This window comes from Burkholderia sp. SRS-25 (assembly GCF_004343765.1).
Classification (GTDB): Bacteria; Pseudomonadota; Gammaproteobacteria; order Burkholderiales; family Burkholderiaceae; genus Burkholderia; species Burkholderia contaminans.
In genome coordinates, this window is sequence record NZ_PTXM01000022.1 from 32881 (window position 1) to 52010 (window position 19130).

A 19130-nucleotide genomic window follows, 5' to 3' on the forward strand; every position below is an offset into this window, starting at 1 on the left:
GCATTCATCGGAGAAGGTACTTGGCTAACAGCCCGAGTCTTGCAAAACCCGGTCGAAGCACGGCGAAATTCGGCGATCTGCGCCGGCGAGCAATGTTCTTGCTCCTGGCGCTGATCGTCTATCGCATCGGCGCGCACATTCCCGTGCCGGGCATCGATCCGGATCAACTGGCTAAGCTGTTCCAGAGCCAGGCGGGCGGCATCCTGGGCATGTTCAACATGTTCTCGGGTGGCGCGCTTTCCCGCTTCACGATCTTTGCGCTGGGGATCATGCCGTACATCTCGGCGTCGATCATCATGCAGTTGCTGGCGATCGTCTCGCCGCAGCTCGAGGCGCTGAAGAAGGAAGGGCAGGCAGGGCAACGGAAGATCACGCAGTACACGCGGTATTTCACCGTGGTGCTCGCGACCTTCCAGGCGTTCGGTATCGCGGCTGCGCTGGAAAACCAGCCGGGCCTCGTCACCGATCCCGGCATGCTGTTCCGTCTGACGACGGTCGTGACGCTGGTTACGGGCACGATGTTCCTGATGTGGCTCGGCGAGCAGATTACCGAGCGTGGTCTGGGCAACGGTATCTCGATCATCATCTTCGGCGGGATCGCAGCAGGGTTCCCGAATGCCGTGGGTGGGTTGTTCGAGCTGGTGCGTACGGGTTCGATGAGCATCATTTCGGCGATCATCATCGTCGTCCTGATTGCCGCGGTGACTTACCTGGTCGTGTTCATCGAACGCGGTCAGCGCAAGATCCTCGTGAACTACGCGAAGCGCCAGGTCGGCAACAAGATCTACGGTGGGCAGTCGTCGCATCTGCCGCTGAAGCTGAACATGTCGGGTGTGATTCCGCCGATCTTCGCATCGTCGATCATTCTGTTCCCGGCAACGATTCTCGGCTGGTTCAGTACCGGTCAGCCGACGGGAAGCTGGATTTCCAATACGTTGCATAACGTTGCGGAAGCGCTGAAGCCGGGCCAGCCGGTCTATGTGCTGCTGTACACGCTGGCGATCGTGTTTTTCTGCTTCTTCTACACCGCACTGGTGTTCAACAGCAGGGAAACCGCAGACAACCTGAAGAAGAGCGGCGCGTTTGTTCCGGGCATTCGTCCGGGCGACCAGACCGCACGATATATCGACCGCATCCTCACGCGTCTGACGCTGGCCGGTGCGATCTACATCGTCTTCGTGTGTCTGCTGCCGGAGTTTCTGGTGCTGCGCTGGAACGTGCCGTTTTATTTTGGTGGAACGTCGCTGCTGATCATTGTCGTCGTCACGATGGACTTTATGGCGCAGGTGCAGTCGTACGTTATGTCGCAACAGTATGAGTCACTGCTCAAGAAGGCAAACTTCAAGGGCGGCAACATCCCGATGCGTTGAAAGGACTATGGCCAAAGACGATGTAATCCAGATGCAGGGTGAGGTGATTGAAAACCTCCCGAATGCGACCTTCCGCGTGAAGCTGGAAAACGGCCATGTCGTGTTGGGGCATATTTCCGGAAAGATGCGGATGCACTACATCCGCATCCTGCCGGGCGACAAGGTGACGGTTGAATTGACGCCTTACGATCTGTCTCGTGCGCGGATCGTGTTCCGGGCGAAGTGATTTGAAAAAAGGGTATTATCATGAAAGTGATGGCATCGGTTAAGCGCATTTGCCGCAATTGCAAGATCATCAAGCGCAAAGGCGTCGTTCGCGTGATCTGCAGCTCGGATCCGCGCCACAAGCAGCGCCAAGGCTGACCGCGCGTTTGTTTGCGCTTTTTGTTTGAGGAAAAACAATGGCTCGTATCGCAGGGGTTAACATCCCGAATCACCAGCACACCGAGATCGGCCTGACGGCAATCTTTGGTGTCGGCCGCACCCGTTCGCGCAGCATCTGCGTGGCAGCTGGCGTCGATTTTTCGAAGAAGGTCAAGGATTTGACCGACGCAGACTTGGAAAAGCTGCGTGAAGAAGTGGGCAAGTTTGTCGTCGAAGGCGATCTGCGCCGTGAAGTGACGATGAACATCAAGCGCCTGATGGACCTCGGTTGCTACCGTGGTGTTCGTCATCGCAAGGGCCTGCCGATGCGCGGTCAGCGTACGCGTACGAACGCACGTACTCGCAAGGGTCCGCGTCGTGCAGCGCAAGCGCTGAAGAAGTAAGCGGAACTGACAGTTACAGGAAAACGTAATGGCTAAGGCTTCGAACACCGCGGCGCAACGCGTTCGCAAGAAGGTTAAGAAGAACGTCGCTGAAGGCGTGGTTCACGTTCACGCGTCGTTCAACAACACGATCATCACGATCACCGATCGCCAAGGCAACGCACTGGCATGGGCGACGTCGGGCGGTCAGGGCTTCAAGGGCTCGCGCAAATCGACGCCGTTCGCTGCCCAGGTCGCAGCCGAGTCGGCTGGCCGCGTCGCGATGGAATACGGCGTGAAGAATCTGGAAGTGCGGATCAAGGGCCCGGGCCCGGGTCGTGAGTCGGCAGTGCGCGCACTGCACGGCCTCGGCATCAAGATCACCGCGATTTCGGACGTCACCCCGATTCCGCACAACGGCTGCCGTCCGCCGAAGCGTCGTCGTATCTAAAGGTGTGCTGGCACGTTCGTGCTAGCACATTGCCTGTCGCCGCTCAGCGTCGACGGGCGTTGCTTTTTTGATTGACTAAGCCCACCGTTCGCCCCAAAGGGCGCGAACTAGCGCGGATTCCGATCTGCGTGACTGATTGATAGAGGAATGCAAAGTGGCACGTTATATCGGCCCGAAGGCCAAGCTGTCCCGCCGTGAAGGCACCGACCTGTTCCTGAAGAGCGCGCGCCGCTCGCTCGCCGACAAGTGCAAGCTCGACAGCAAGCCGGGTCAGCACGGCCGTACCTCGGGCGCACGTACGTCCGACTACGGTACGCAGCTGCGCGAAAAGCAGAAGGTCAAGCGTATCTACGGCGTTCTGGAGCGTCAGTTCCGCCGCTACTTCGCTGAAGCCGACCGTCGCAAGGGCAACACGGGTGAAAACCTGCTGCAACTGCTCGAGTCGCGTCTCGACAACGTCGTGTATCGCATGGGCTTCGGCTCGACCCGCGCTGAAGCGCGTCAGCTGGTGAGCCACAAGTCGATCACCGTGAACGGCGTCGTCGCGAACGTCCCGTCGCAGCAAGTGAAGGCAGGTGACATCGTCGCGATCCGCGAAAAGGCGAAGAAGCAGGCGCGTATCGTCGAAGCGCTGTCGCTGGCCGAGCAAGGCGGCATGCCGAGCTGGGTTGCAGTCGATGCGAAGAAGTTCGAAGGCACGTTCAAGCAAATGCCGGAGCGCGCTGAAATCGCAGGCGACATCAACGAAAGCCTGATCGTCGAATTGTATTCGCGTTAATCCGATTGACGGCCGAGGCACCCCGATTGCGTTGCGCAAGGAGGGGCCTCGGCTGTTTATTTTCTGGTTGTTACCGGTCAGCCTTATCGGTGTAACGAGCCGAGGGTATTGAAAAGGAAAGCCCATGCAAACCAGTTTGCTGAAACCCAAGATCATCGCCGTGGAATCGCTGGGCGAGAACCACGCGAGGGTGGTCATGGAACCGTTCGAACGCGGTTACGGCCACACCTTGGGCAATGCGCTTCGCCGCGTGCTGCTGTCGTCGATGGTTGGCTACGCGCCGACCGAAGTGACGATCGCGGGCGTGGTGCACGAGTACTCGACGCTGGATGGCGTGCAGGAAGACGTCGTCAACCTGCTGCTGAACCTGAAGGGCGTGGTGTTCAAGCTGCATAACCGTGACGAAGTGACGGTTACGCTGCGCAAGGAAGGTGAAGGCGTTGTCACGGCCGGCGATATCGAGCTGGCTCACGACTGCGAAGTCATCAACCCGAATCACGTGATTGCGCACCTGTCGAAGGGTGGCAAGCTCGACGTTCAGATCAAGATCGAAAAGGGTCGCGGCTATGTGCCCGGCAACGTTCGTCGCTACGGCGAAGACACGGCCAAGATCATCGGCCGCATCGTCCTCGACGCATCGTTCTCGCCGGTTCGCCGCGTGAGCTACGCCGTCGAAAGCGCACGTGTCGAGCAGCGTACCGACCTCGACAAGCTCGTGATGAACATCGAGACGAGCGGTGTGATCACGCCGGAAGAAGCGATCCGTCAATCGGCCCGCATCCTGGTCGACCAGCTGTCCGTGTTCGCGGCGCTGGAAGGCACGGAAACGGCAGCCGAAGCGCCGTCGCGTGCACCGCAGATCGATCCGATCCTGCTGCGTCCGGTGGACGATCTCGAGCTGACGGTTCGTTCGGCGAACTGCCTGAAGGCCGAGAACATCTACTACATCGGCGACCTGATCCAGCGCACGGAAAACGAGCTGCTGAAGACGCCGAACCTCGGTCGCAAGTCGCTCAACGAGATCAAGGAAGTGCTCGCTTCGCGCGGTCTCACGCTGGGCATGAAGCTCGAAAACTGGCCGCCGGCTGGTCTCGACAAGTAAGCCTGGCTGTTACTGTAGTTGGCAAAGATGCGGATTTTCCTTTAAAATCCGCATCTTGCTTTTTTCGTTACCGGCCCGTGCACCCATCGGGGTGCGATAGAAGAGCTGGATCAAAACTTTGAATCAAGGAAACTGAAATGCGCCATCGTCATGGTCTGCGGAAACTGAACCGCACGAGCAGCCACCGTCTGGCTATGCTCCGTAACATGTCCAACTCGCTGATCGAGCACGAAGTCATCAAGACGACGCTGCCGAAGGCGAAGGAACTCCGTAAAGTCGTCGAGCCGCTGATCACGCTCGGCAAGAAGCCGTCGCTGGCAAACCGTCGCCTGGCGTTCAACCGCCTGCGCGATCGTGATTCGGTGGCGAAGCTGTTCGACGTGCTCGGTCCGCGTTTCGCGAACCGTCCGGGCGGCTACCTGCGCGTGCTGAAGTTCGGCTTCCGCGTGGGCGACAACGCACCGATGGCACTGGTCGAGCTGCTCGATCGTCCGGAAGTCGACGAAACGGAAAACGTGCAAGAAGCTGAGTAAGCTTCCGGTACGCAGCAGTATCTGAAAGGGGCCGAGCAATTGCTTGGCCCTTTTTGTTTTTCCGGCGCCGGCTGCGATCGATTGTCGCAGGGCGGTGTCGGCAGCGTTGCGCGCGCTGCGCTACGATACGGGGCAGCCGGCGCGCGCTCCAGAAGGGCAATCCGCGTCGGCAGGAGCCGATAGACCAGCCAGGAGGGCGCGGATGATAGTGGTGCTGATGTTGACGACGGTGCCCGATGCCGAGATCGCCAAGACACTTTCAGACGGTGCGCTCGATGCGCGGCTCGCCGCGTGCGTGTCGGAGCTCGGTGCGATCAAGTCGCGCTATCACTGGCAGGGCAAGGTCGAAACGGCCGACGAGATCCAGTTGCTGTTCAAGACGAGCCCCGTGCGGGCGCTCGAACTGGAGCGATTTATTCTCGCGCATCATCCTTACGAGACGCCCGAAATCGTCTCGTGGCAGACGACGGCATCGGCCGCGTACGGCCAGTGGGTGACCAGCGAAACTCAACGTCTATTTCATGTTTAACGGTATGGCGCTTCCCGTGCGCGTGCGCGCGCTGCGATTCCTCGCAGTCCTGTTGTCGTTCATGCTCGTGCTGGGCGGCCTGTCGGTCGCGCGTGCGGCCGACGATTTCCTCGATCCGTCGGTGGCGTTCAAGTTCAGTGCGAGCGAATCGCCGGGACAGGTGGATGTCCGCTTCAAGGTCGCCAATGGCTATTACCTGTACCGCGAGCGGTTCGCGTTCGCGGTGAAGAGCGGGCAGGCGACGCTGGGCGATCCGCAATTCCCGCCCGGCCACGTGAAGTTCGACCAGACGTTCCAGAAGAACGTCGAGACCTACCGTGACGAAGTCGTCGTGCACGTGCCCGTCAAGCAGGCGGCCGGCCCGTTCGAGCTCGCGGTGACGTCGCAGGGGTGCGCGGACGAGGGCATCTGCTATCCGCCGGCCGAGCACGTCGTGAAGGTCGACGGCGCCGCGCTGGGCGCCGCTTCGTCGTCACCGTCGCCGTCGTCCGGCGATGCGGCGGCCGCGGGAAGCTGGTTCGACAAGGTCACGAGCGCCGATTTCGCGCAGTCGCTGCTCGAAGGACGTGGCTTCTTCACGATCGTCGCGCTGTATTTCGTCGCGGGCGTCGTGCTGAGCCTCCTGCCGTGTTCGTATCCGATGATTCCGATCGTGTCGGCGATCATCATCGGCCAGGGCACACGCGCGACGCATGCGCGCGGCTTCGCGCTGTCGCTGACCTATGTGGTCGGCATGGCGCTCGTGTACACGGTGCTCGGCATCGCCGCGGCACTGGTCGGCCAGAGCCTCGGCGCGTGGCTGCAGAACCCGTGGGTGCTCGGCGCTTTCGGCGTGCTGCTGACCGCGTTTGCCGTCTCGCTGATCTCGGGCAAGGACATCGCGCTGCCAGCGCGCTGGCAGAACGGTGCGGCCGGGGCATCGAGCGCGCGCCAGGGCGGCCATTTCGCCGCGGTCGCGGCGATGGGCGCGCTGTCCGCACTGGTCGTCGGCGCATGCATGACGGCGCCGCTGTTTGCGGTGCTCGCCTTCATCGCGCACACGGGCAATGCGCTGCTCGGCGGTGCCGCGCTGTTCGCGATGGGGCTGGGGCTGGGCGTGCCGCTGCTGATCGTCGGCGTCGGTGCCGGGACGGTACTGCCGCGCGCCGGCGCATGGATGGACGGCGTGAAGGTGTTCTTCGGCATCGTGCTGCTCGCAGCAGCGCTGTGGATCGTGTGGCCGGTGCTTGCCGGTGGCCTGAAGATGGTGCTCGCCGCGTTGTGGTTGCTGATCGCGGCCGCGGCGCTCGGGCTGTTCACGCCGAATGCCGGCGCCACGTCGATCTGGCGTCGCCTCGGCCGTGGCGTGGGCGCTGCGCTCGCGATCTGGGCGGCCACGCTGCTCGTCGGCCTGGCCGCGGGATCGACCGATCCGGTCAAGCCGTTGGCGGTGCTGGCGGCACGCACGGTTGCGTCGGGCGGCACGGCGGCGGCAGGCGCCGCCGCCGCGCAGGATGGGCCCACATTCGCATCGGTGCGCTCGAGTGGCGAACTCGACACGCTGCTGAAGACGTCGGGCCAGCCCGTGATGCTCGATTTCTACGCCGACTGGTGCGTGAGCTGCAAGGAGATGGAGCATCTGACGTTTACCGACGCGCGCGTGCAGGCGCGGCTCGCGCGGCTTCACCTCGTGCGCGCGGATGTCACTGCGAACAACCCGGACGACCAGGCGCTGCTGAAACGCTTCAACCTGTTCGGGCCGCCGGGCATCATCTTCTTCGATAGAAGCGGCAACGAGATCGGGCGCGTGGTCGGCTATCAGGCGGCCGAGACGTTCCTGCGCAGCCTCGACCGGGCTGCGGTCCCGACGGTATGACCATGCGGGTTGCGAGCGCGCTGGTGGCGAACCGGCGCGCTTGCGTGGGATGAGCTGACGATCGACAAGGCATGCGGCCGCGATCGACGGCAAACAAAAAACGGCGGGACGCCGAAGTGTCCCGCCGTTTTTCTTTCCGCCAGCCGGCAGGCGCTTAGCGTTGCGCTTTCAGCAGACGTGCGGCGTCGAGTGCGAAGTACGTGAGCACGCCGTCGGCGCCCGCACGCTTGAACGCGAGCAGCGATTCGAGCACGACCTTGTCGTGGTCGAGCCAGCCGTTCATCGCGGCGGCCTTCAGCATCGCGTATTCACCGCTCACCTGGTACACGTAGGTCGGGAAGCGGAACTCATCCTTCACGCGGCGCACGATGTCGAGGTACGGCATGCCCGGCTTGACCATCACCATGTCGGCGCCTTCGTCGATGTCCAGGCGCACTTCGCGCAGCGCTTCGTCGCTGTTCGCGGGATCCATCTGGTAGGTCATCTTGTTGCCTTTGCCCAGATTCGATGCCGAGCCGACTGCGTCGCGGAACGGGCCGTAGAACGCCGATGCGAACTTGGCCGAATAGGCCATGATCCGCGTGTGGATATGGCCGTCGCTTTCCAGCATTTCGCGGATCGCACCGATGCGGCCGTCCATCATGTCCGACGGGGCGACGATGTCGACGCCGGCTTCCGCCTGGGCGCGCGCCTGGTCGATCAGGATCTCGATCGTGTCGTCGTTGATCACGTAGCCGTTATCGTCGAGCACGCCGTCCTGGCCGTGGCTCGTGTACGGATCGAGTGCGACGTCGGTCAGCACGCCGAGTTCGGGGAAGCGCTTCTTCAGCTCGCGCACCGCGCGCGGGATCAGGCCTTCCGGATTGGCCGCCTCGCGGCCGTCAGGTGTTTTCACCGACGGCTCGATGGCCGGGAACAGCGACAGCACGGGCACGCCCAGTTCGACGCACTGCTCGGCGACGTGCATCAACAGATCGACCGACACCCGTTCGACGCCGGGCATCGACGGCACCGGCTGCCGTTCGTTGGTGCCTTCGACGACGAATACCGGATAGATCAGGTCGTCGGTGGTCAGGCGGTTTTCGCGCATCAGGCGCCGGGAGAAGTCGTCGCGGCGCATCCGGCGCGGACGATGAAGCGGGTGGAAGCTCATGGCGATTGGGTAGAAATGAGGGCAGTAAGACCTTACGGAACCCTTAGGTCATTTTCGGGAGCGTTGGTATATGATAGCGATCGAGCGGCACGCGCTGCGTGCAACTCCCCGCTTCTCCTCCCTGAGCGGGTGCCTGTCGTTTTTCGATTAGGCTGTTTGACCCGCCGTTCAACGGCGGGTTTTTTTATGAGCCGGCCGAAACCGCAGGCGCCGTCAGGTGCGCGCCGCCGATCCCGGCCGCGCGTTGCCCGATCATTGTGCTACAGGCTCGCTTTTTTCGTCGGCGGCGGACGGCCGCACCCAGCTTTCGATCAATTCGTGCGCCTCGTCGAGGCCAATACGCTTCATCGCCGAGAACAGCTGAACCGTCAGCTTGCCCTGAACACCCTGGTCACGATACGCATCGAGCCCCTTTTGCGTGGTCCGCAGCGCATTGATGCTTTCCTGCCGCGTCAATTTGTCGCACTTCGTCAGCAGCGTGTGGATCGGCTTGCCGGTCGGTACGAACCACTCGATCATGCGGCGGTCGAGATCGGTCAGCGGACGGCGCGAATCCATCATCAGGATCAGGCCGCAGAGCTGCGAGCGGGTCGCGAGGTAGGACGACAGCAGCATTTCCCAATGGGCCTTGGCGGCGCCGGGCACTTCCGCGTAGCCGTAGCCGGGCAGGTCGACCAGATTCGCGACGGGCTCGGCGGCCGGGCCGACCGAGAAGTAGTTGATGTGCTGCGTGCGGCCGGGCGTCTTCGACGCGAAGGCGAGCCGCTTCTGGTTGCACAGCACGTTGATCGCCGTCGACTTGCCGGCATTCGAGCGGCCCGCGAACGCGATTTCCGGCTGGACCGTCGGCGGCAGGTCGCGCAGATGATTGACGGTCGTGTAGAAGCGGGCTTGATGGAGCAGAAAGGCCATGGGAACCGGAAGGACGGGCGGCGCGAGCCGCTTGGTGGAGGCGGGGTAGCCCCGATAGGCGCCGGAGCTTTCAACACGATATTGTACAATACGGCGGTTTTACCGAAGGCTACCGGGCGCCTGCCTCGCGCTTTTATGTAGCTTCTGCGGTAGACTGAACGCCGTCGTTTTTTGCAGAACCTCAAATTCCCACAAGACGAAACAGGGTGTGCGAATGAATCGACTGTGCAAGTCTCTGATGGTGCTTCAGGTTGCAGCAGGGTTCGTAGGTTTCGTAGCGGAGGCAAACGCGGCGGATGCGGCAAAGCCGGATCTCGACCGTGGCAAGGCAATTGCCGGGCAGGTCTGCGCGTCGTGTCACGGTGCCGACGGCAATAGCGCGTCGGGCAGTTTCCCGAAGCTTGCCGGCCAGCATCCCGAATATCTGGTCAAGCAGTTGAACGACTTCAAGACGCAGCCGGGCGCGAAGGGGCCGGTGCGTACCAACGCGGTGATGGTCGGATTCGCGAGCGCGCTGAGCGCGGACGACATGCGCAACGTCGCCGCGTACTACGGGTCGCAGACGACGAAGCTCGGCACCGCACGCGATGCGGCAACCGTGCCGATCGGCCAGAAGATCTATCGCGGCGGCATCGCGGAGAAGGGCGTACCCGCCTGCGCGAGCTGCCACGGGCCGACAGGACAAGGGATTCCGGTCCAGTACCCGCGTCTGTCGGGGCAGTGGGCCGATTACACGGTCGCGCAGTTGACCGCGTTCCAGCAGGGTGCCGGCGCGCGCAACAACAACGAGGCGATGCATCAGATCGCAACGCGGCTGTCGGACAACGAGATCAAGGCCGTCGCGGATTACATCGCGGGCCTGCGTTGAGCGGTCAGCCGCGAATGGAATGACCGGGCGCCCGAAGGGCGGCCGGAGTCAGAACAAGAAAAGGGTGGGGCGCCGCATCGTTGCGGTTGCCTCGCCCTTCTTTTTTGTCAGCGCGCGCCGGCTGTCACGAGCGTGTTGGCCGCCCCTTCGGGGGCAATAATCAAAGTGAGCGTTGGGGGCTGTTTCCCCTGAGTCGGAGTTTGAATGAGCGTTACCACGTCGGGGTTGCAGTCGAAGTCGGGTCAGGGTGCGTCCAAGCGTGCGGTCGAGTTGCTGAGCTCGATGCGCTTCGCGATTGCGCTGCTGGTGGTGCTGTCGATTGCCAGCATCATCGGCACGGTCCTGACCCAGGACGATCCGTATCCGAACTATGTGAACCAGTTCGGGCCGTTCTGGGCGGACATCTTCCGCTCGCTCGGCCTGTACAGCGTGTACAGCGCGTGGTGGTTCATGCTGATCTTGATCTTCCTCGTCGTATCGATCTCGCTGTGCGTGATCCGCAACGCGCCGAAGATGCTCGCCGATGCGAAGAGCTGGAAGGACAAGGTTCGCGAAGGCAGCCTGCGGGCGTTCCACCACAAGGCCGAATACACGACGTCCGGCACGCGCGCGACCGTCACGGCGACGCTCGCCACGTTCGTCACCAAGGCCGGCTACAAGCACATCGTGCGTGAGAACGAAGGCGCGACGCTGATCTCCGCGAAGCGTGGTGCCATGACCAAGTGGGGCTACATCTCCGCGCACCTCGCGATCGTCGTGATCTGTATCGGTGGCCTGCTCGACAGCAACCTGCCGATCAAATTCCAGATGTGGATGTTCGGCAAGAGCCCGGTCAACACGAGCGCGACGATCAGCGAGATCTCGCCCGACCATCGCCTGTCCGCGTCGAACCCGACGTTCCGCGGCTACGCGTGGGTGCCCGAGGGGCAGTTCGTGTCGACCGCGATCCTGAATCAGCCGAGCGGCTCGCTGATCCAGGACCTGCCGTTCTCGATCCAGCTCAACAAGTTCATCGTCGACTACTACACGACGGGCATGCCGAAGCTGTTCGCGAGCGACATCGTCGTGATCGATCGCGAGACCGGCCAGAAGATCCCGGCGCGTGTCGAGGTCAACAAGCCGTTCACGTACAAGGGCGTGTCGATCTACCAGTCGAGCTTCCAGGACGGCGGCTCGCAGATGCAGATGACGGCCTATCCGATGACGGGCGGCAACGCGAAGACCTTCCCCGTGAAGGGGACGATCGGCAGTTCGGCGCCGCTGCAGATGCCGGGCAATGACGGCGACACGATCGAGTTCTCCGATTTCCGTGCGATCAACGTCGAGAACATGGCCGACGCGAACGGCAAGCCGGACGTGCGCGGGGTCGCGACGACGAGCTCGCTGAAGGAAGCGTTCGACGAACGCCTCGGCTCCGGCGCGAAGACGTCGAAGCCGACGCAGCTCCACAACATCGGCCCGTCCGTGCAGTACAAGATCCGCGGCAAGGACGGCCAGGCGCGCGAATTCAACAATTACATGCTGCCCGTCGACATGAACGGCGAGCGCGTGTTCCTCGCCGGCGTGCGTGCGAGCCCGAACGACCCGTTCCGCTACATGCGGATTCCGGCCGACAGCCAGGATTCGATCGGCGAATGGATGCACCTGCGTGCCGCGCTCGAGGATCCGTCCGCGCGCGCCGAGGCCGCTGCGCGCTTCGCGCAGCGTTCGCTGCCGGGCATGGACGCATCGCTGCGCAGCCGCCTGCAGGACAGCGCGCTGAAGGTGCTGACCCTTTTTGCGGCGGGCGACGACAGCGTCGGCCGTGGCGCCGACGGCCAGCCGATCGGCGGCTTCCAGGCCGTGGCGACGTTCATCGACCGCTCGGTGCCGAAGGCTGAGCAGGAGAAGGCCGCGAGCCTGCTGCTGCGGATGCTCGAGGGCTCGATGTGGGAGGTGTGGCAGATCGCGCGCGAGCGAGCGGGCGAGCCGGCGGCGCAGCAGGGCACCGACACGATCCGCTTCGTGCAGAACGCGATCAATGCGCTATCCGACAGCTTTCTGTATGGATCGCCGGTCTATTTGCAGCTTGACTCATTCAAGCAGGTGCAAGCTTCGGTATTTCAGTTGACGCGCGCACCCGGCAAGAATCTGGTGTATCTTGGCAGCCTGCTGCTGGTCGCCGGCATCTTCTCGATGTTCTACGTGCGCGAGCGGCGCCTCTGGTTCTGGTTGAAGGACGCCGGTTCGGGCGTCGATGTGGTGATGGCGATGTCCACGGCCCGCAAGACCTTCGATTTCGAGAAAGAATTCGTGCAGACGCGCGACGCGGCCGGTGCCGCCTTGCACGCCGCACCTCGCGACGCCGCGCCGGCCGGTGCGGCATCGACGGCCCGTGCGCCTGCCGGCGCCGGTTCCGATTCCGAGAATTCCACACGGTAACATCATGGATCTCACGCAAGTTTCCTCTTCCCATCGGGCGTCGGCCCAGGCTCCGGTTTCGGGGCCGCTGTTCGACGACCGTCCGTTCCTCGCGCGCCTGTCGCTGTTCGACTGGCTGTTCGCACTGGCGCTCGTGGTGGGCGCGGGCTATGCGCTCGTGCACTACAACGCGCACATGGATTACTACGACAAGGCCGTGATGATCGGCACCGTGCCGGCGCTCATCGCGCTCGGCTGGCGCTGGAAGCCAGCGCGGCTGATGATGGCATCGATCGCCGTGCTGGCGCTGCTGTCGATCCAGATCTACCAGGGCGATCTCGCGCGCGCCGATTCGGCGTTCTTCCTCAAGTACTTCCTGTCGAGCCAATCCGCGATCCTGTGGATGAGCGCGCTGTTCGTGCTCGCGACGATCTTCTACTGGATCGGTTTGCTTGCGCGCTCGGCGTCGGGTTCCGCGATCGGACAGAAGCTCACGTGGGTCGCCGTGCTGATGGGCTTCACCGGCTTGATGGTGCGCTGGTACGAGTCCTACCTGATCGGTGCGGACGTCGGGCATATCCCCGTGTCGAACCTCTATGAAGTGTTCGTCCTGTTCAGCCTGATCACCGCGCTGCTCTATCTGTATTACGAAGGCCACTACGGCACGCGCGCGCTCGGCGCGTTCGTGCTGCTGGTGATCAGCGCGGCCGTCGGCTTCCTGATGTGGTACTCGGTCGCGCGCGACGCGCAGCAGATCCAGCCGCTCGTACCGGCGCTGCAAAGCTGGTGGATGAAGATCCACGTGCCGGCGAACTTCATCGGCTACGGCAGCTTCGCGCTGTCGGCGATGGTGTCGGTTGCGTACCTGATGAAGGAGCGCGGCGTGCTCGCGGATCGCCTGCCGACGCTCGAAGTGCTCGACGACGTGATGTACAAGTCGATCGCGGTCGGTTTCGCGTTCTTCACGATCGCGACGATCCTCGGCGCGCTGTGGGCCGCCGAAGCATGGGGCGGCTACTGGAGCTGGGACCCGAAGGAAACCTGGGCGCTGATCGTGTGGTTGAACTACGCGGCGTGGCTGCACATGCGTCTCATGAAGGGCCTACGCGGCACGGTGGCTGCATGGTGGGCGCTCACGGGCCTGCTCGTGACGACCTTCGCGTTCCTCGGCGTCAACATGTTCCTGTCCGGGCTGCACAGCTACGGCAAGCTGTAAGATTTCCGCTGTTCGTCCGACTATGAAACCGCCGGTGCATTGCGTGCCCGGCGGTTTTCTTTTGTAACGGGCGGGCGGCCCGGGCGTCGAACGGCGCGGGACGGGTCGGGTCGAACGCTCATGAAACTGCGCGCGGCGCAGGCAGGAGGAGCAGCACGATGTGGATCAAACGCCCTTTGCGGAACGTACTGACCGGCGGCGATATTGCACCCGGCGAAATCACGCCGCGTGCGGTGTTCGAGAACCGGCGGCGCGTATTGCAGGCGGCCGGCCTCGCGGCGGCGGGCGGGCTGCTCGGTGGCAGCGGCGCAGCATGGGCCGCCTATGCGTCGCCCGATGCGCGGGCCGCGAAGCTTGCGGCGAAGACGAATCCGAAGTTCGTCGCAGCCGACAAGGTGACGCCGTTCAAGGACATCACCACCTACAACAACTTCTACGAATTCGGCACCGACAAGAGCGACCCCGCGCAGAACGCCGGCACGCTGCGGCCGCGCCCGTGGCGTGTGAGCGTCGAGGGCGAGGTGCTGCATCCGAAGGTGTTCGATCTCGACGAGCTGCTGAAGCTCGCGCCGCTCGAGGAGCGCGTGTACCGGCTGCGCTGCGTCGAGGGATGGTCGATGGTGATCCCGTGGATCGGCGTGCCGCTGTCCGAGCTGATCAAGCGCGTGCAGCCGACCGGCAACGCGAAATACGTGCAGTTCGTCACGCTGGCCGATCCGTCGCAGATGCCCGGCCTCTCGACGCCCGTGCTCGACTGGCCGTACTCGGAAGGGCTGCGGATGGACGAGGCGATGAATCCGCTGACGCTGCTGACGATGGGCGTCTACGGGCAGGTGCTGCCGAACCAGAACGGCGCGCCGGTGCGGATCGTCGTGCCGTGGAAGTACGGCTTCAAGAGCGCGAAGTCGCTCGTGAAGATCCGCTTCGTCGACAAGCAGCCGAAGACGAGCTGGAATACGTACGCCGCGAACGAGTACGGCTTTTATTCGAACGTGAACCCGAACGTCGATCATCCGCGCTGGAGCCAGGCGACCGAGCGGCGCATCGGCGAGGACGGCTTTTTCACGCCGAAGCGCAAGACGCTGATGTTCAACGGCTACGGCGACCTGGTCGCGTCGATGTACCAAGGCATGGACCTGAAGAAGAATTTCTGAGGGCGACGGTGAGAAACGACATGCCCCCTTCGACGTTGACGGCCGCGCCTACTGCCCGCGCTGGCCAGGCTGCCCGTGCCGCACGGAGCGGCGCGGTCCGTCCCGCCGCACCGCGCTGGCTTGCGCCGGCCAAGGTGCTGGTTTTCGCGGCCGGCCTTTATCCGCTCGCGCGTCTCGTGCTGTTCGGGCTGACCGACCGACTCGGCGCGAATCCGATCGAGTTCATCACGCGCTCGACGGGCCTCTGGACGCTCGTGATCCTGTGCATCACGCTCGCCGTCACGCCGCTTCGGCGCATGACGGGGTTCGCCACGCTGCTGCGCTTTCGCCGGATGATCGGGCTGTTCGCGTTCTTCTACGCGACGCTGCACTTCACGACCTACCTGTGGTTCGACAAGTGGTTCGACGTCGTCGAGATCCTGAAGGACGTCGGCAAGCGCCCGTTCATCACGGTCGGTTTTGCCGCGTTCGTGCTGCTGATTCCGCTCGCGGCAACGTCGCCGCGCGCGATGGTGCGCCGCCTGGGCCGCCACTGGGCGACGCTGCACAGCGCGATCTACGCGATCGCGCTATTCGGTGTGCTGCACTTCTGGTGGATGAGGGCCGGCAAGCACAATCTCGCGCAGCCGAAGCTTTATGCGGCAATCGTGGCCGCGTTGCTCGGCTGGCGGCTCATCGCATGGGGATGGCGGCGCGTGCGCGCGTGACGGCGCAGCCTGAAAAAAACAAAAGGCGATGACCGGGAAGTCATCGCCTTGTTTCGTGAGCCTTGCAGGCGGCGCGCCGTTACTTCGCGACGGCCGGGCTCGACGCCGGCGCAGGCATGGACGATGCGCTGCTCGACAATTCGGGTGACAGCGTGAGCGGCGTGCCGGACGAATCGGGCACGCTGTCGGACGATGCGTTTTCATCGGTCGGCTTCACGTCCGACGGCGGTGTGTCCTGCTGCTGGAGTGGCTTGGGCATCGGAGGCACGGTGGGCAGATAGAGCGCGCCGCTTTGACCGCAGCCGGCAAGAATCGCCAAAGCCGCTACAATCGCGCTCATCCGGAAAACGACTCGCATGATCGTCCCTGAACAATTGAACCGATAGAGTTTAGCATGTCCGATACCGAATACCTGACCCGTGCCGAGGCCGTGCTGGCGGCCGTCGAGCGTACCGTCGACGACGCCAACGATGGCGATCACGACATCGATCTGGAGCGCAACGGCAGCGTCCTGACGCTGACGTTCGAGAACGGCTCGAAGATCATCGTCAACCTGCAGCCGCCGATGAAGGAAGTGTGGATCGCCGCGAAGGCGGGCGGTTTCCACTACCGTTTCATCGATGGCGAATGGCGCGATACGCGCACGGGCACCGAGTTTTTCTCGGCGCTCACCGAATACGCGACGCAGCAGGCCGGCCTGCCGATCACGTTCAGCGCGCCGTAACCGCTCCGGCCGAAGCCGGGGCTGTGCCTCGACTCGCCGCCAAAGAAAAAGCGCCCCGCGGGGCGCTTTTTTCATGTCCGGGCCGGTGGTCAGTGCGCGAACAGGTTCATGATGTCCTGCTTTTCCTGCTCGTCGACATGCGGCACGGTGGCGTCCACGTTCTGCGCGGCCGGCGCCTGCGGTACGCCGACCGTCGACACGAAGCCGTGGCCTGGCGCGAACTCGGTGAAGTACAGCTCGCCGCCGAGCGACTCGACGCCGTCGGGCACCGTCGGCTTGAACTCGGGCACGCCCTTCAGCGCGGCGCCCATGTAGTCGATCCAGACCGGCAGCGACAGGCCGCCCCCCGTTTCGCGATCGCCGAGGCTGCGCGGATTGTCGTAGCCGATCCACGCGATCGCGGCGAGCGTGTGCTGGTAGCCGGCGAACCACGCGTCGTGCGAGTCGTTCGTCGTGCCGGTCTTGCCCGCGAGGTCGGTGCGCTTCAGCACGTTGGTCCGTGCGCCCGTGCCGCGCTGCGCGACGCTCTGCAGCAGGCTGTTCATCACGTACGCGTTGCGCGGGTCGATCGCGCGCGGCGCATTCTGCTCGGCGACGAGCGGCTGCGCGCGCACGACGATCGCGCCGTTCGGGTCGGTGACTTCGGCGATCAGGTACGGATTGACGCGATAGCCGCCGTTCGCGAAGACCGAGTACGCGCCCGCCATCTGCAGCGGCGTGACCTGGCCCGCGCCGAGTGCCATCGGCAGGTAGGCCGGATGGCGTTCGGCGTCGAAGCCGAAGCGGGTGATGTACTGCTGCGCGTACTTCGTGCCGATGTGGTTCAGGATCCGGATCGACACGAGGTTGCGCGAGCGCTGCAGCGCGGTGCGCATCGACATCGGGCCCTCGAAGCCACCGCCGTAGTTCTTCGGCTCCCACGGCTGGCCGCCCGTTTCGGCGGCGCTGAAATACAGCGGGCCGTCGTTGATCACGGTTGCCGGCCCGAGGCCCTTGTCGAGCGACGCCGAATAGATGAACGGCTTGAACGACGAACCCGGCTGCCGCCACGCCTGCGTGACGTGGTTGAACTTGTTCTTGTTGTAGTCGAAGCCGCCGACGAGTGAGCGGATCGCGCCGTCCTGCGGAACGATCGACAGGAATGCCCCTTCGACCTGCGGCAACTGCGTGATCGACCATTTGCCGGTGTCGTTCTTCACGACGCGGACGATCGCGCCCGGGCGGATGCGGCGATTCGGCTGCGCATTGGCCGACAGCGCGCCCGACGCGAAGCGCAGGTTGTCGCCCTCGATCGTCGCATTGCTGCCATCGATGAACGCGACCGTGATCTGGCGCGGGCTGGCGGCCGTGACGACCGCGGCGATCAGTTCGCCGTTGTCGGGGTGTTCGAGCAGCGCATCGTCGATCGCCTGTTCGCGGTCGTCGGCACCGGCCGGCAGTTCGATGAAACCTTCCGGCCCCCGGTAGCCGTGCCGGCGTTCGTAATCCATGATGCCTTTGCGCAGTGCGGTGTACGCGACCTGCTGGTCCGCGGAGTCGATCGTCGTGACGACGTTGAAGCCGCGCGTGTAGGTTTCCTCACGGTACTGCGCGTACATCATTTGTCTGACCATTTCCGCGACGTACTCGGCGTGCACACTGAAATCGCGGCCCGGACCCTTGACGACGAGCGGCTGTGCGACGGCCTCGTCGTACTGTTCGCGCGAGATGAAGTTCAGCTCGAGCATCCGTTGCAGGATGTATTCCTGGCGCACCTTCGCCCGCTTCGGGTTCACGACCGGGTTGTACGCGGACGGCGCCTTCGGCAGCCCCGCGAGCATTGCGGCTTCGGCCAGCGTGATGTCCTTCAGGTCCTTGCCGAAGTAGACCCGCGCGGCGCTCGCGAAGCCGTAAGCGCGCTGGCCGAGATAGATCTGATTCATGTAGACCTCGAGAATCTGATCCTTCGTCAGCGCACGCTCGATCCGGTACGCGAGCAGCATCTCGTAGATCTTGCGCGTGTAGGTCTTCTCGCTCGACAGGAAGAAGTTGCGCGCGACCTGCATCGTGATCGTGCTCGCACCCTGCGACGCATGGCCGTTCGTCAGCGCGACGAAGCCGGCGCGGACGATGCCGGTGAGGTCGACGCCGCCGTGATCGTAGAAGCGCGCGTCCTCGATCGCGAGGATCGCTTTCTTCAGCGAGTCGGGCACGTCCTTGAAATGGACGACGTCGCGGCGCTCTTCGCCGAATTCGCCGATCAGCACGTGATCGGACGTATAGATGCGCAGCGGCACCTTCGGCCGATAGTCGGTCAGCGCGTCGAGCGACGGCATGTTCGGCCACGCGACGACGAGCGCGTAGCCGAGCACGAGGCCGCCGGCCAAGACGAGCGCTATGCACATCGTGGCGAATCCGAGCAGGACTTTTTGCCACCAGGGCCGCTTCTTCGGCTCCGGGGCGGGAGGCGGGGACGTAGGAGTCGTGGATTGCATAGGCATACCGGAAAACAGTCCCGCGATTATAGCTGCCCGGTAAGACCGGTCCTGACGCGGGGGGCTCCCGCCGCAAACACGCGGCCTGGCGTGCTTCCAGCATAGCCCGCGCATGGCCGTCGCGAGCGGATGCTGGCCGTTAGGCCGACTGTCGGCCG

Annotated in this window: 20 protein-coding genes; 16 read left to right on the forward strand and 4 right to left on the reverse strand. The window is 63.7% G+C overall.

The genetic code is table 11. From position 1 onward, the window contains the following. Positions 1-20 precede the first annotated feature (20 nt). The 10 genes from secY to dsbD all read left to right on the forward strand — a co-directional run bounded on the left by secY (position 21) and on the right by dsbD (position 7364). Entirely contained in the window at positions 21-1370 is a 1350-nt protein-coding gene (gene secY / locus C5O79_RS28660; protein ID WP_006482915.1) for a preprotein translocase subunit SecY, read from the forward strand. Between the two features lie 7 nt (positions 1371-1377). Next, a complete protein-coding gene (gene infA / locus C5O79_RS28665) occupies positions 1378-1596 on the forward strand; it encodes a translation initiation factor IF-1 (protein WP_004521905.1) in 219 nt (72 codons plus the stop codon). A gap of 20 nt (positions 1597-1616) precedes the next feature. Continuing rightward, a complete protein-coding gene (gene rpmJ, locus C5O79_RS28670) occupies positions 1617-1733 on the forward strand; it encodes a 50S ribosomal protein L36 (protein WP_004199844.1) in 117 nt (38 codons plus the stop codon). Positions 1734-1771: 38 nt separating this feature from the next. Further along, entirely contained in the window at positions 1772-2137 is a 366-nt protein-coding gene (gene rpsM / locus C5O79_RS28675; RefSeq protein WP_006477178.1) for a 30S ribosomal protein S13, read from the forward strand. Between the two features lie 28 nt (positions 2138-2165). Beyond that, positions 2166-2567, forward strand: coding sequence for a 30S ribosomal protein S11 (rpsK, locus tag C5O79_RS28680; protein ID WP_004197937.1), 402 nt, complete (start codon positions 2166-2168; stop codon positions 2565-2567). Positions 2568-2721: 154 nt separating this feature from the next. Next, a complete protein-coding gene (gene rpsD, locus C5O79_RS28685; protein WP_021161733.1) occupies positions 2722-3345 on the forward strand; it encodes a 30S ribosomal protein S4 in 624 nt (207 codons plus the stop codon). Positions 3346-3469: 124 nt separating this feature from the next. Beyond that, entirely contained in the window at positions 3470-4447 is a 978-nt protein-coding gene (gene rpoA, locus C5O79_RS28690; protein WP_006477176.1) for a DNA-directed RNA polymerase subunit alpha, read from the forward strand. A 137-nt stretch (positions 4448-4584) separates the two neighbouring features. Then, entirely contained in the window at positions 4585-4980 is a 396-nt protein-coding gene (rplQ, locus tag C5O79_RS28695; RefSeq protein ID WP_006477175.1) for a 50S ribosomal protein L17, read from the forward strand. A gap of 202 nt (positions 4981-5182) precedes the next feature. Beyond that, positions 5183-5509: a divalent-cation tolerance protein CutA gene (cutA, locus tag C5O79_RS28700; RefSeq protein WP_046544764.1), complete on the forward strand. Its 327-nt coding sequence runs from the start codon at positions 5183-5185 to the stop codon at positions 5507-5509. Beyond that, positions 5502-7364, forward strand: a complete 1863-nt coding sequence (gene dsbD / locus C5O79_RS28705) for a protein-disulfide reductase DsbD (protein WP_122473498.1) — start codon at positions 5502-5504, stop codon at positions 7362-7364. The genes cutA and dsbD overlap by 8 nt, the downstream gene beginning before the upstream one ends. 154 nt (positions 7365-7518) lie before the next feature. Here the strand turns inward: dsbD and hemB are convergent, their stop codons facing one another. After that, entirely contained in the window at positions 7519-8517 is a 999-nt protein-coding gene (gene hemB / locus C5O79_RS28710; RefSeq protein WP_122473499.1) for a porphobilinogen synthase, read from the reverse strand. 252 nt (positions 8518-8769) lie between these two features. Next, the gene (gene yihA / locus C5O79_RS28715; protein ID WP_039366777.1) at positions 8770-9429 is read right to left on the reverse strand and encodes a ribosome biogenesis GTP-binding protein YihA/YsxC; all 660 of its coding nucleotides are present in this window, start codon (positions 9427-9429) and stop codon (positions 8770-8772) included. Positions 9430-9643: 214 nt separating this feature from the next. On the opposite strand from yihA, the gene C5O79_RS28720 reads away from it, so the two are divergent. From C5O79_RS28720 to msrQ, 5 genes are all read left to right on the forward strand, one after another. After that, complete coding sequence (locus C5O79_RS28720; protein WP_011350684.1) at positions 9644-10297, forward strand: c-type cytochrome; 654 nt, start codon at positions 9644-9646, stop codon at positions 10295-10297. A 204-nt stretch (positions 10298-10501) separates the two neighbouring features. Further along, positions 10502-12718 (forward strand): cytochrome c biogenesis protein ResB, encoded by a 2217-nt coding sequence (locus tag C5O79_RS28725; protein ID WP_122473500.1) that lies wholly within the window; start codon positions 10502-10504, stop codon positions 12716-12718. A gap of 4 nt (positions 12719-12722) precedes the next feature. Beyond that, complete coding sequence (gene ccsB / locus C5O79_RS28730) at positions 12723-13913, forward strand: c-type cytochrome biogenesis protein CcsB (RefSeq protein WP_122473501.1); 1191 nt, start codon at positions 12723-12725, stop codon at positions 13911-13913. A 158-nt stretch (positions 13914-14071) separates the two neighbouring features. Further along, the gene (gene msrP / locus C5O79_RS28735; RefSeq protein ID WP_039366768.1) at positions 14072-15067 is read left to right on the forward strand and encodes a protein-methionine-sulfoxide reductase catalytic subunit MsrP; all 996 of its coding nucleotides are present in this window, start codon (positions 14072-14074) and stop codon (positions 15065-15067) included. Positions 15068-15087: 20 nt separating this feature from the next. Next, a complete protein-coding gene (gene msrQ / locus C5O79_RS28740) occupies positions 15088-15774 on the forward strand; it encodes a protein-methionine-sulfoxide reductase heme-binding subunit MsrQ (RefSeq protein WP_046544768.1) in 687 nt (228 codons plus the stop codon). A 79-nt stretch (positions 15775-15853) separates the two neighbouring features. Here msrQ and C5O79_RS28745 read toward each other — a convergent pair whose 3' ends face one another. Next, positions 15854-16132, reverse strand: coding sequence for a lipoprotein (locus C5O79_RS28745; protein ID WP_081421163.1), 279 nt, complete (start codon positions 16130-16132; stop codon positions 15854-15856). 36 nt (positions 16133-16168) lie between these two features. Here C5O79_RS28745 and cyaY point away from each other — a divergent pair, with 36 nt between their 5' ends. After that, complete coding sequence (gene cyaY, locus C5O79_RS28750; protein ID WP_039366759.1) at positions 16169-16498, forward strand: iron donor protein CyaY; 330 nt, start codon at positions 16169-16171, stop codon at positions 16496-16498. A gap of 89 nt (positions 16499-16587) precedes the next feature. Here cyaY and C5O79_RS28755 read toward each other — a convergent pair whose 3' ends face one another. Then, positions 16588-18978, reverse strand: a complete 2391-nt coding sequence (locus C5O79_RS28755) for a penicillin-binding protein 1A (RefSeq protein ID WP_047851539.1) — start codon at positions 18976-18978, stop codon at positions 16588-16590. Between the last annotated feature and the right edge of the window lie 152 nt (positions 18979-19130).